This window comes from Dyadobacter sp. OTU695 (assembly GCF_038440355.1).
Taxonomy (GTDB): Bacteria; Bacteroidota; Bacteroidia; order Cytophagales; family Spirosomataceae; genus Dyadobacter.
Genome location: NZ_JASATN010000001.1, coordinates 766,048 through 778,446, shown reverse-complemented (window position 1 = coordinate 778,446; position 12,399 = coordinate 766,048). Strand labels below are relative to the sequence as shown.

At 49.3% G+C, this 12,399-nt stretch carries 10 protein-coding genes; 8 read left to right on the top strand and 2 right to left on the bottom strand.

The window, feature by feature from the left end; translation table 11 throughout:
* Positions 1-13: 13 nt before the first annotated feature.
* The 3 genes from AAHB90_RS03290 to AAHB90_RS03280 all read left to right on the top strand — a co-directional run bounded on the left by AAHB90_RS03290 (position 14) and on the right by AAHB90_RS03280 (position 2,783).
* The gene (locus AAHB90_RS03290) at positions 14-481 is read left to right on the top strand and encodes a RidA family protein (RefSeq protein WP_342083477.1); all 468 of its coding nucleotides are present in this window, start codon (positions 14-16) and stop codon (positions 479-481) included.
* 384 nt (positions 482-865) lie between these two features.
* Entirely contained in the window at positions 866-1,477 is a 612-nt protein-coding gene (locus AAHB90_RS03285) for an RNA polymerase sigma factor (RefSeq protein ID WP_342083476.1), read from the top strand.
* 109 nt (positions 1,478-1,586) lie between these two features.
* Positions 1,587-2,783, top strand: a complete 1,197-nt coding sequence (locus AAHB90_RS03280) for an acyltransferase (protein WP_342083475.1) — start codon at positions 1,587-1,589, stop codon at positions 2,781-2,783.
* A 19-nt stretch (positions 2,784-2,802) separates the two neighbouring features.
* On the opposite strand, the gene AAHB90_RS03275 is transcribed toward AAHB90_RS03280, so the two are convergent.
* Together AAHB90_RS03275 and AAHB90_RS03270 are read right to left on the bottom strand one after the other, a co-directional pair.
* On the bottom strand, positions 2,803-2,994 hold the full coding sequence (locus AAHB90_RS03275; RefSeq protein ID WP_342083474.1) for a type II toxin-antitoxin system HicA family toxin: 192 nt from the start codon (positions 2,992-2,994) through the stop codon (positions 2,803-2,805).
* On the bottom strand, positions 2,994-3,218 hold the full coding sequence (locus AAHB90_RS03270) for a type II toxin-antitoxin system HicB family antitoxin (protein WP_342083473.1): 225 nt from the start codon (positions 3,216-3,218) through the stop codon (positions 2,994-2,996). Before AAHB90_RS03270 ends, AAHB90_RS03275 begins: the two co-directional genes overlap by 1 nt.
* A gap of 407 nt (positions 3,219-3,625) precedes the next feature.
* Between AAHB90_RS03270 and AAHB90_RS03265 the strand changes: the two genes are divergently transcribed.
* The 5 genes from AAHB90_RS03265 to AAHB90_RS03245 all read left to right on the top strand — a co-directional run bounded on the left by AAHB90_RS03265 (position 3,626) and on the right by AAHB90_RS03245 (position 12,391).
* Positions 3,626-4,723, top strand: a complete 1,098-nt coding sequence (locus AAHB90_RS03265) for a FecR family protein (RefSeq protein WP_342083472.1) — start codon at positions 3,626-3,628, stop codon at positions 4,721-4,723.
* Between the two features lie 250 nt (positions 4,724-4,973).
* Positions 4,974-8,366: a SusC/RagA family TonB-linked outer membrane protein gene (locus AAHB90_RS03260; RefSeq protein WP_342083471.1), complete on the top strand. Its 3,393-nt coding sequence runs from the start codon at positions 4,974-4,976 to the stop codon at positions 8,364-8,366.
* Between the two features lie 21 nt (positions 8,367-8,387).
* Positions 8,388-9,965, top strand: coding sequence for a SusD/RagB family nutrient-binding outer membrane lipoprotein (locus tag AAHB90_RS03255; protein ID WP_342083470.1), 1,578 nt, complete (start codon positions 8,388-8,390; stop codon positions 9,963-9,965).
* A gap of 168 nt (positions 9,966-10,133) precedes the next feature.
* The gene (locus AAHB90_RS03250) at positions 10,134-11,405 is read left to right on the top strand and encodes an amidohydrolase/deacetylase family metallohydrolase (RefSeq protein WP_342083469.1); all 1,272 of its coding nucleotides are present in this window, start codon (positions 10,134-10,136) and stop codon (positions 11,403-11,405) included.
* A 53-nt stretch (positions 11,406-11,458) separates the two neighbouring features.
* Complete coding sequence (locus tag AAHB90_RS03245) at positions 11,459-12,391, top strand: RraA family protein (RefSeq protein ID WP_342083468.1); 933 nt, start codon at positions 11,459-11,461, stop codon at positions 12,389-12,391.
* Positions 12,392-12,399 lie beyond the last annotated feature (8 nt).

Genomic DNA, 12,399 nt, shown 5'->3' with positions numbered 1-12,399 from the left:
TAATCAATCCATTATGAAATCTGAAAGAAGATCTCTTATCAAAAAACTTTTTGCTTCCGTTGCCGGCATCGCCGGCATTGGTGCTGTATCCAAGGTACAGGCGGAAATAGCCGCACCTGCCCCTCAAAAAGAAGTGGGTGACGTGGAAATGTACCAGGACGTCCCCCTTTTCTCGGGCCATACCAAATTCAATAACCTCGTATTTGTAGCAGGAAAAGGTGCCCACTTCGAAGGTGACATTACGGCTCACACCAAACACGTACTCGACGAGTTGGAAAAAGAACTCATCAAAGCAGGATCTTCCATGGAAAAAGTCCTGAAATGCTCTGTATTCCTTCACGACCTGAACGACTACAAAGCGATGAATGAAGCCTATAAAGGCCGCTTTGGCAGCAAGCCACCATGCCGTACCACAGTAGCGGTTTACGGAGGCGTACCAGGCGACTCACTGGTTGAGATCGACTGTATTGCTTATATCTAGTTAGAAGGAGGAAGGGGAGGAAAGGGAAGAAGGACTCCCTCTTTCCTCCATCCTCCCTTTCCTCCATCCTCCCTTTCCTCCATCCTCCCTTTCCTCCATCCTCCCTTTCCTCCATCCTCCCTTTTCTCCATCCTCCCTTTTCTCCATCCTCCCTTTTCTCCATCCTCCCCTTCCTCCATCCTCCCCTTCCTCCATCCTCCCTTTCCTCCTACTTCCAAAGTAACCAATCCTCCACCCACAGCTACTTACGTCTATTTTGACAAACTTTTATTTTGGAATAATACAATTATCCAAGATTAAATTCGCTCACTAAAAATAAAGTCGGACTTATATTTTAGATTATCCTGATTAACCAGTTAATTTGTTTAACCTACCCGACAAGATTTGAACAAGAAACAACGTATCGCTGAGGAGAATGAAGTTCTCTTAAATCTCTGGCACCAGAGCCAGGCCGGGGACAGTCTGGCATTTTGCCAGCTCGCCGATAAGCAATACCGTACTCTTTTCAACTACGCCTGTAATTTCACCTCCGACCGCGAGTTCATCAAGGATGCTATCCAGGACCTGATGATCCACATTTGGGAAAGGCGCCAGAACATTCAGATCCAGTTCGTCACCATTTACTTCCTGCGCGCCCTGCGTAACCAGCTCATGCAGGAATTCCGTCGCAGCAACGGCTCTCACCCTTTGCTGGACATCGACGAGGCTTACCAACTTTCCGACTATCAGACAGTTGAAACCGAAATCGAACGCAAAGAGTTGCTGAGCGAAAATCAGGTCAAGGTTCGTTGTGCGATCGAAGAACTGCCACGCCGCCAGAGAGAGGCGGTCTTCCTTAAATATTTCGAAGGCATGGACAACGAGCAGATCGCCGACCTGATGCAGGTGAACCGCCAGTCGGTGGCTAATCTGCTTTTCAAAGCCATCACTACGCTTAAACAGCACATTCATCCGATCAGCAACCTGCTGTTCCTTTGCTTAGCACTACAATTCTAGGCTCCCGCCCCCCGAATACCAGGATACCTATGCCCATCCTCCAAAAAAGCAAGGATGCTTGCAACCGGCGATTAACTTTACGCATTCTTTCAGTTACATATTAAAGCTCATGCAACAAACCGCCAGCAGAACCCTCTGGATCGATTACCTCCGTTCATTTCTCACTGTGCTGGTAGTTGCACACCACTCATCACTCGCCTATACCACTTTCGCAAGCTTTGACAAGGTCGCCTACATTCGCTCCACCCACCCGATCGTCGACGCGCATCGCTGGGTAGGGATGGACATTTTCGAAAATTTCAATGACGTTTTCTTCATGTCGCTTATGTTTCTGATCGCCGGATTGTTTGTCGTCAAAAGCATTCAACGAAAAGGCGTGACCGAATTTATCCGCGACAGGTTCTTCCGGTTATTTGTGCCCTTTCTACTAATTGGAACATTGATCAACCTCCTCGCCCATTACCCCGCCTACCTCATCGCCCACGGTAATGGTAATATCCGCGCTTACGTGGTCGACTTCTTCGTCATCGAGCAATGGCCCGTCGGCCCGCCGTGGTTCATTTGGGTGCTGTTTGTATTCAACGTTTTATTCGCGCTGATTTACTTTTTCAATCATTCCTTCTCGCCTGCCGGTGCGCATCCACACACATCACCATCCGCGGCGGCCAGCCACGCGATCAATCCGCGATTGGTACCGTTACGATGGTTCCTGTACACCTTTCTGTTGTACGTTCCTTTCGCATTCTGGCTCGGCCCGGGCAAATGGACCGGCTTCGGACCATTCGATTTCCAGGTCAGCCGCGTTGCATTGTATTTTGGCTACTTCCTACTCGGAACATGGCTGGGAACCCGCGATTTTAACGACGGCCTTTTCGGATTTTCTTCCCCACTTGTCCGTCGCTGGCGCTTTTGGTTATTCCTGTCCGTTGCTCTCTATACGTTACTCACGATCTCAGCCCCGTTTCTCACCCGCCTCGTCAAAGACGGCAAACTGGCTGAATTCCCTGCCTACCTGATCTACTTCATAATTTACACCGCGTCCTGCACAATTAGCTGTCTTGCATTCATGGTAACCTTCCGCGCATTGACCGTAACGGCCAGGCCTGCCTGGAATTCACTATCTGAGCACGCTTACCTGATTTATCTTCTGCATTATCCTTTCGTGATATGGACACAATTTTTGATGCTGGAAGCGCCCATTCCCGCTTTTGTTAAGTTTGTGGTCACGTTCTTGGTGTCACTCAGCGCCAGTTGGACACTGGCTTTGCAATTACGAAAAATTGAACTGTTTAAGCAGTACCTCTAATCGGCGTGCTCCGGATAAATCAAAACTTCTCAATTCCCAGTTGCTTACAAATAACCTCACACAAGGATTTATCCAACTTAGGATGCCTGGGAACGGTAGTTCGACGACCATTAATTTGGTTGGAATAAAGATCGTGCTTCCCACCATGCCTATGCAGATAACATCCTTGCTTTTCAAGGTGTTTTAAGAATTCGCTTCGCTTAACTGACATCAGGCAAATTCGAGTTCCTGGGTCAGTATTACGTTCTGAAAGTCGGGTTGCGAATTATTGGCTTCGAGAATTCCATCTGAATCCTGAAAGTACAGTTGCAGGGCATCCTGAATGTTATGGATTATTTCATCGACATTTTTGCCCTGTGTCACTACACCGGGCGCTTCTCGAACCTGTCCGATCAGCATTTCTTCTCCTTTTGTAATAACCACCGTCAGTTTCATGTCCTATCGTCTTAATGCGTGATCATGTATTAACAAATATAATAAATGCGAGCCGCCATTACTATCTTTTATCGCTGATTGAGCCCATCTGTATGAATATGGTATCTATGCTGTCTTTACCTGCAATATCTCCTTTTGCGTCGAAGCCAAGTAGGCAACCTTCCCTCGATTTACCCTAAAATTACAAAAAGATACTCAAAGCATCAAATACATGATACTTTAAAAATCAAACAATGAACCATCGGTTCGCTTCACCATATTATCGGTCTCTTGGCAACCCTTTCCACGCTATTTTCCAGCTTTTTCATCTGCCCTGCGAAACTTTCCAAAAAAAATTCCCCAAAAAGAGTATCAACCCAACGTTCCCGCATCCTTATTAAAATTAGCCAAATTATTATTTGCCCGATATGCTCGATTACCGCAATTTTCTTCCGGAGGAACTGGCCGCCGATCCATCTTTCAGACGCTGGGTGTTGTTTAACAACGCCGCCGATGAGGCCGTATGGACCGAATGGCTCGAACATAATCCGGACAAACAGCATCTCGTTGAGCGCGCCCGGAATTTTCTGACGGCGACAGAAGCGGTATTCGATCAGATTTCGGATGAAGAGGTGGCTAATGAAATTTACAGGCTCTCGCATGCGATCGGTGAAAACAATGCCAAAAAATCGTCGATTTGGTTGCGTTTCAGACCGAATTGGTATCATATGGCAGCCTCCGTGCTGATCCTGATGTTCGCCGGATGGTGGTATAACAAGCAGACGCTTTCGCAAAAGCAGTCGGACCAGTACAAAGTAATCCTGAGCCAGATCAAGGAACCGCTGATCGAAGCGGTAAACACAGGTAATGAAGCAAAACTGGTGACCCTGGAAGACGGTAGTTCGGTGCTACTGCAACCCAACAGCCGCATTACTTATCCACGCCGGTTCGAAGGTCGCAAGCGTGAGGTGTTTCTGAAAGGGGAGGCTTTCTTCGAAGTGGCCAAAAATCCCGGTAAACCCTTTTACGTGTATGCACATACGCTCGCTACAAAAGTGTTGGGTACGAGCTTCAAAGTGAGCGCGTTCGACGGTCAGGAGGTGAAAGTGGTTGTAAAAACGGGCAGGGTGTCTGTCTTCCCGATGACGAAGGAAGCCATTGCCAATCAACACGCGGATGATAAACTCGGGGGAATGGTGTTGACGCCAAATCAGCAAATCACCTTCGCTCCCAACGAGTTACGGCTCACCAGAAGCCTTATTCCGGACCCAAAATTACTGGAACTGCCCATACAAAGACAGTCATTTGAATTCAAGGGAACGCCTATCACGGAAGTGTTTGCGGCATTGGAAAAATCGTATGGCGTAAAGATCGTATTCGATGCCGAAGTAATGCAGAACTGCTACCTCACGGCCTCGCTCTCCGACGAACCGCTGTTTGAAAAGATCAATCTGATTTGCAAGACGATCGGCGCACAGTATGAACAGCTCGATGCCAGCATCATCATCAATAGCAAAGGATGTTAATGAAATACCTTTCTCTCAATACTTTATGACAAATTCACCCGTGCCTATGACCAGAAACCACTACTAATTTCAGTTCCAAAAAGGTCGATGATGCTGCAACATCACCGACCCGATCAAAATCCCCATGCTTGTGTACGCTTAACAGCATCTGAACGAGGCTGCTGTGGGAACCATTATGCCGAATTTTAACCCGACAAAAATCAAAATTATGTCAAAAAGAGTACAATTTCACCATGCTTTACAGAAAATCATGCGCATTACTCTGTATCAAGCCCTGCTCTCCGTTGCGTTCAGCACTTTCGTTCATGCGAACGACGTGCGCGGACAACGCGTGCTAGAACAAAAAGTGACTTTGCGTTTAGCCAATTCCGAGATTGACAAGGCATTGGAAAAGATCGAGCACGTGACGAAGGTTAAGTTCATGTACAACCCCCAGATCTTTAACAATCAGAAAGCATCCTATAAATTTCAGGACGAATCGTTATCCGAAGTTCTCAGTAAAATTCTGACCCCGCATAAAGTTACTTACGAAGTGGTACAGGACCGCATTATCCTGCGCCGCGAACAGGCACCAGTTGAAGAGAATGCATCCAAAACGGCCCCCAAACGCAATGTTACGGGAAACGTAAAGGATGAAACAGGCGCCGGCCTGCCGGGCGTGAGCGTACTGGTGAAGGGTACGCAACGTGGTACTTCCAGTGATGCGGAAGGCAAATTTTTTCTCGATATTCCCGACGGCGAGGTGGCAACTGCCGTCCTGGTTTTCAGTTTTGTAGGATATACTACCCAGGAAGTGACGGTTGGCAGCCAAACCAGCGTGGACGTACAGCTGGTACCTGAGGCCAAGGCTTTGAACGAGGTAGTTGTAACGGCTTTGGGTATTTCCAAAGAGAAAAAGGCACTGGCTTATGCCGTGACAGAAGTGAAAGGCAGCGAGTTTACACAAGCCCGCGAAAACAACGTCGCGAATGCATTGACAGGCAAAATTGCGGGCGTTAACGCAACCGGTATGTCGACTGGCCCGGGTGGTTCCAGCCGCATTATCATCCGAGGTAACGGCTCATTGAGCGGAAACAACCAGCCTTTGTACGTGATCAACGGTATGCCGATGGACAACAGCGTACCGGGTGGCGGCAATGCATCGGACGGTAACGGTAACAACACCGACCGCGGCGACGGTATCGGCGGTATCAACCCCGACGACATCGAATCGATCAGCGTTTTGAAAGGCGGCCCGGCGGCGGCGCTTTATGGTGCCCGTGCTTCCAATGGTGTGATTTTGATTACCACCAAAAAAGGCCGTGCACAAAAAGGCATTGGTGTGGAATACAATGGCAATTTCTCGGTGGATAACCTTTCGATTATCCCCGACTGGCAATATGAGTACGGACAAGGTGTGGATGGTGTAAAACCGACTACGCAGGACCAGGCGAAAAGCTCAGGCCGTTTGTCTTATGGTGCGAGAATGGACGGCACACCCGTTGTCCAGTTCGACGGCGTCGCTCGCCCCTATTCCCCTCAGAAAGATAACCTGAAAAACTTTTACCGCACTGGTACCAACTATATCAACTCCTTGTCATTTACAGGAGGCAACGAACATGTTAACTTCCGTTTCGGTCTGAACAACACCAGCTCGAACAGCATCGTACCGAACTCTTCTTTTACCAGAAGAATTGCTAACCTTAACCTGAATGCATTTCTAGGCAAAAAACTGAGCATTGAAACGGTTGTTCAGTATAACATCGAAAACGGCCACAACCGTCCGAAAGTAGGTTACGCGGATTATAACCCGCACTGGGCAACCTATCTGGTAGCCAACACCGTGGATATCAGAAGCCTTTCCCCTGGCTACGACGCAACGACCGGCAAGGAAGTGGAATGGAACCCGGTACCAGCTGCTCCGAACCCTTATTTCGTGATCAACAAATTCAAGAACGAAGATCAGAAAAACCGTTTCCTGGGCCAGGCAAACATTAAGTACGACATTCTCGACAACTTGTTCATCAAGGGTAGCGTGAGTCGCGATTACTATGATTTCAGCTACGAGTTTGTGGTGCCGACCAACAACGCCTACCAACCGCTGGGAACTTACGAATCGAAAAAAGTGACTTCGTCGGAAACCAATGGAATGCTGACGCTGAACTACCAGAAGGATTTCTCTGAAGACCTCAACTTCTCGGCATTGTTGGGTGGCAACATGCAAAGAAGCATTACCGACCAGACTGCATTCAACGGTACGGAGTTTACAATTCCAGGTTTTTACAGCTTTACCAACCTGGCCACTTCTACGGTTGTTCCAACTTATAATAAGAGCGCGATCAACTCCATTTTCGGTTCTGCTGACTTGGGTTACAAAGGCTTTGCTTACCTGACCGTATCGGGCCGCCAGGACTGGTTCTCCGTTCTGAACAGCAAAAGCAATAGTATCTTCTACCCGGCAATCGGCGGCTCATTGATCCTTTCGGAAGCATTCACATTGCCTGCTGCCGTTAGCTTCGCGAAACTGCGCGGTTCATGGGCACAGGTGGGTGGCGCAAACGTGCTTCCTTATCAGATCTACCAAAGCTATGCAATGGCAGTTGGTGGTCACAATGGAAGGCCTGTTCAACAGTTGTCCTCCGCAGTTGTACCAAACCCCGATTTGAAACCGCTTACTTCAACCACTTACGAAGCGGGTATCGAGGCCAAATTCCTGCAAAACCGTCTGGGAATCGATCTTACACTGTACAACCGCAAGACCACAAACGACATTGTGCAAAGTAACATCGCAGCAACGTCGGGTTATACTTCCGCTTTGCTGAACGTGGGTGAGCTGAGCAACAAGGGTATCGAACTCTTGCTGACAGGAACTGCGATGAAGCACACCAATTTCCTGTGGGATATCAGCTACAATGTGGCTTACAACAAAAGCGAGATCATCAAACTGGCCGATAACCTGCCTTCTTTGAGCATCGGAACCGGTGTGGGTGGTGGCTTGATCAATAATGTGGTTGGCGGCACGTACGGCGAGGTTTGGGGTTATAACAAACTGAAAGATGCCAATGGAAACACGGTATTCAACACCGCCAGTGGCTATGCAGTACGGGGGAATCTCGAAAAACTCGGCAACGGTACCCCTCCCTGGACAATGGGTATTACCAACAATTTCAAATACAAAAACTTCTCGCTCAACATCCTCATCGACGGCAAGTTTGGAAGCGTGGTTTACTCCAACATGTACCAGTATGCGTACCGTTTCGGTTTGCCGAAAGAAACGCTTCCTGGTCGTGAAACCGGCCTGACCGTGACCGGTGTGACGCCCGAAGGCGCTCCATTCAGCAAAACGTGGGAGAAGAAGGACATTGATACCTATTATGACAATGATAAGAACTACACGGGCATTTTCACATTCAACAACGATTTCGTGAAACTGCGCCAGGTGATTCTGAGCTACAACCTGCCCGCATTCTCCGTATTGGGTGCCAAGCTGCAATCGGCTTCAATCTCGATCGTTGGACGTAACCTTGCCTTGCTCTACAAAGACAAGCGCAACAAATACTTCGATCCCGAATCGAGCTATACCAACGGTAACGCGCAGGGCCTGGAAGCATTTGGTGTGCCTCGTACCAGAAACATCGGCGTGAACCTGACAGTGAAGTTTTAATCATTCAAAATTTTTGTCACGATGAATAAATTCTTAAAATTATCATATATGGCCTTGATGGCCGCCTTCGTCTCCTCCTGCGACAATAATTTCGAGGAAATGAATGTGAACCCAAACGCGTCGAGGGATGTCGTGCCCGGCTTCCTCTTTACCCGGGCTCAGTTGACCACCGTGAGCAATAACTTCACCGGTGGCGCTTACCTGACGATCGGACAGTCGATGCAGCATTTCGCAACCTACAAAGAAGTGCCTGCGGCGGGTGATAAGTATTTCAATTACACGTATTCCAACGGCAACTGGGCATTGTTTGGAGGCGACCCGGCTACGGCAGGTGCGGTCATTGACATTGCACAGGTAATCGATGCGCTGAAAACGTCGCCGGACAATGTGAACAAAATGTCGGTTTCGCGGATATGGAAGGCTTACCTGTACCACCGCCTCACGGATCTTTACGGCGATATCCCTTATACGGAAGCAGGCAAGGCACTAACCGACAAGAACTTCACACCGAAGTATGACACGCAGGCGTCAATTTACGCGGATCTATTGAAGGAGCTCGACGAATCTATTGCTGCATTCGATGCTTCGAAACCCACTTTCGGCACGGCCGACCTGGTATACGGGTCCCGATCAGCGGCCGAGCAAATTACCATGTGGAAAAAATTCGGTTATTCGCTGATGCTCCGTCTCGGAATGCGTCTCACAGAAGTTGATCCCGCGATGGCTGAAACGTGGGTAAAGAAAGCAATTGCAGGCGGTGTGATTACTGTCGATTCGGAACTCGCCAAGATTGATTACGTAGATGGCTCCATCACAGCCAGCCGCAACTTCATCGCGGCCGGCATGATGAGCACCGACTATGTGAATCCCGGTGGCGACAACGTAGAAGGCGGTAAGTTTGCAAAGACGTTGATCGACCACCTGAAAACTACCAATGATCCGCGCCTGAATGTGATCTCGATCGTCTGGATTCCTTCGGCCGATGGCAAAAGCTTCACCGCAGACACCACGACCGCGTTGCAGAAAGGTATGCCGAATGCTGCCTTCAATAGCCGTCCTGCGGATTTCAATACCTTTTCAGAGCCGAACCCGGCCACGATCCTGAAATACAGCGCGCCATTGCTGGTATTGACTCCTGCCGAAATGCACCTGTTGCTCGCGGAAGCGAACCTGAGAGGCTGGTACAGCGGAGCAACTGCCGAAGCGTCTTACAATGCAGCAGTTACCGCCGGGTTGAAACAATGGGCATTGTTTGGAACATCAGCAGTGATTTCGGATGCCAAAATCGCAGCTTACCTGAAAGCAAACCCGTTCAACGCAGCCGGAACAATGGCGCAGAAAATGGAGCAGATCGGTACGCAGAAATGGTTAGCGCTATTTCTGGAAGACGAATACGAGATATTCTCGAACTGGCGCCGCACGGGCTATCCGAAGCTGACGCCGACCAATTACCCGGGTAACCTTACAGGTGGCAAAATTCCAACCCGTTTTGTGATCCCCGATTCCGAGGAGTTGTACAACAAAGTGAATTTCTACGAAGCGCGTACCCGCCAGGGCGGCACCAACACGCTTTCGAGTGTGGTTTGGTGGGATAAATAAGCGGTCTTTATGCACTGCCTGTTTATGAAGTAAATGACCGATACGGATTGCTGACCAAAATCGGCAGTCCGTATCGCTTTTTACGGCTTAAAAATTTTCGACCTGTGAATGAGGAATTTCAACTGATTTTTTGTCCTATCTATAACAGCTTTTCCTAAACCAAAACCCATGATCAAAAAAGTATTCATTGCCGCCGCCCTTTTCTGTTGCGCGGGCATGGCGCACGCCCAGAAGTACTCGATCGTCATCAAAGGCGGTCACGTGATTGACCCGAAAAATAACATCAACAGTATCATGGACGTCGCGTTGAAAGGCGACACCATCATGCTCGTCGCTAAAAACATTGACGTCAAAGAAGGCGTACAGGTCGTGAATGCCAAAGGCCTCTTCGTGACGCCCGGCCTGATCGACATCCACTCCCACAACTTCTACGGTACTAAAATGGACCAGACTTACAGCAACGGTCCCAATGCCCTCCCACCCGACGGTTTCACATTCCGCACCGGTGTTACCACCGTTGTCGACGCGGGTTGCGCGGGCTGGAAATCGTTCCCCGACTTCAAGAAACAAACCATTGATATTTCCAAAACACGGGTACTTTCCTTTCTGAACATCGTGGGAGAAGGCATGCGCGGTGGTACCTACGAGCAAAACGTGGAAGACATGGACGCCGCCGCTACGGCCAAAGTGGCGAAGGAATATCCTGAATATATCGTAGGTATTAAACTGGCACACTTCAACGGCTACAACTGGACTCCTACCGACCGTGCAGTAGAAGCCGGCAAGCTGGCCAACATCCCGGTCATGATCGATTTTGGCGGTAGCCAGCCGGTGCTGCCTATTGAAGAGCTTTTCATGAAACATCTCCGACCTGGCGACATCTTCACCCACTGCTTCGGCCAGTTGAGCAGCCGCGAACCGATCGTGGATGTGAAGGCAGGCAAGGTGAAACCGTTCGTGTATGAAGCGCGCAAAAAAGGCATCATTTTCGACGTAGGGTATGGCGGTATCAGCTTCGCATTCTCGCAGGCGGTACCAGCTGTGAAAACCGGCTTTTACCCCAACACCATCAGCACCGACATCCATACCGGCAGTATGAACAATGCGATGAAAGATATGCTCAATGTCATGTCCAAATTCCTTGCCATGGGCATGGACCTGCCGGCGGTGATCAAAGCCAGCACCTGGGCACCCGCGCAAGCCATTCACCGCGAAGAGCTGGGTAACCTCTCGGTAGGCTCCCGTGCGGACGTATCCGTACTGCGCGTGCTCGACGGCAAGTTCCAGATGAACGACACGGGCACATTCGGATTTTTCGATTACACCGGTACCAAAGTACAGGGCAAGCAGAAACTGGAAGCAGAAGTGACGATCCGCGCAGGTAAAGTGGTATATGACCTCAATGGCTTGACCAACCCGATCGTCGTTTCGAGAAGATGATATTTTACCTAATTTTATCCACTCAATTTCAGCTGAACTCTTTTTCCCATCTCATGAAATTACCGATTCTCTCTTTAACGACGATCCTGACCCTTACCCTCGGAAGCCCGCAAACCGCAAAATCGCAGACGATCCCGAAGGAAGAGCTAATTTTCCTGACCTCCGAATGGAAAGGCGAACGCTTCCCGGACGGTCGCCCGAAAGTATCCGACGATCTTGTCCGCCGCGCAAAGGAAATCAATATCGAAGAAGCCTGGGTTGTACTCAAAAACGAAGGCTATAACTGCCAGTTCGAAGGTAATTGGAAGATCGTGCATCCCGATGTGGTGATCGCCGGGCGTGCATTGACGGCGCAATTCACTCCCTCACGCCCGGATATTGAAAAGAATATTAAAGACCGCGGTGCCAAGCAGGGGCGTATAGGCAATACCAACTCCTGGCCGATCGACATGCTTGGCAAAGGCGATGTATATGTGGCCGACGGCATGGGCAAGATCGTCGAAGGAACGCTGATTGGCGATAACCTTGCTAACTCCATTTTTGCCAAAACCGGCAATGGTGTCGTATTCGACGCGTCCGTGCGTGACCTCGACGGCCTTTCCAAAATCCCGGGTTTCAATGCATTTGTCCGCGATTTTGATCCTTCTTACCTGAAAGACGCCGTAGTAACCGGCATCAATACCCCTATCCGCATTGGCCGCGCCGTGGTACTTCCCGGCGACCTGGTACTGGCTAAAAAAGAAGGTGTGATTTTCATTCCCGCACACATGGTCGAGAAGGTGGTGCAAACTGCCGAGTTCATTGCCTTACGCGACAAATTCGGCATTCAAATGTTGAAAGCAGGCAAGTACACCCCAGGCCAGATCGACAGCCAATGGACCGACACTTTGAAAAATGACTTCCTGAAATGGCTGGATAATAATCCGAACGAAATCCCCATGAAGCGCTCGGAACTCGACGAATACATGAAAAAAAGAACCTGGTAAGCTAGTAA